Source organism: Anoxybacillus sp. MB8, from assembly GCF_011006755.1.
Lineage (GTDB): Bacteria > Bacillota > Bacilli > Bacillales > Anoxybacillaceae > Anoxybacillus > Anoxybacillus gonensis.
Window position 1 is genome coordinate 1 of the sequence record NZ_RXXX01000120.1, and the last position, 553, is coordinate 553.

Sequence of the window (553 nt, forward strand, 5' to 3'; positions counted from 1 at the left end):
GTGTATGTTGGGTCTACCGCAATCACTTTGGCTTGGTGTTTGCGTGCTTTGTACTCGATTTTTTGTCTTAAATCATAAAACGCCCAAGATACCATTTCATACCGATGGTTGACGGACACTTTTTCTGTTCTTTGGCGAACGCCTGTTAAATCCTCTAACACAAACAGCGTGTTCTTACCATAACGCTCAACGAGTGCCTTACTGATGCAATGGTTGACATCTTGCATCCAACGGTTTTCTCGTTGACCGATTTTCTTTAATCTTCTACGGGCAGACGGAGTTTGCTTTTTTTGTAGTTGTCTGCGGAGTTGTTTATACTTTGCTCGTTTGTGTTTGATGTGTCTACCTTTGAAAAATAGCGTCTGTCCGTTTGAATCATAAACGGTCGCAATAAAATTCACGCCCATATCTACGCCAACCACTTGGCGAATATGATGAAGGTTTGCTTCTTCCATTTCTTTGGATACAGGAATATGGAGAAACCACTTTTGATGTTTGTTCACTAACTTTGCTGTTCCAAACGTCCATGTTCCGTCGAAATACGTTTCAAGTC

At 41.4% G+C, this 553-nt stretch carries 1 protein-coding gene; it reads right to left on the reverse strand.

Translation table 11 applies throughout. The features are described from left to right. A partial coding sequence (locus tag EKC99_RS15390) for an RNA-guided endonuclease TnpB family protein (RefSeq protein WP_163152674.1) occupies positions 1-553 on the reverse strand: 553 nt, incomplete at both ends.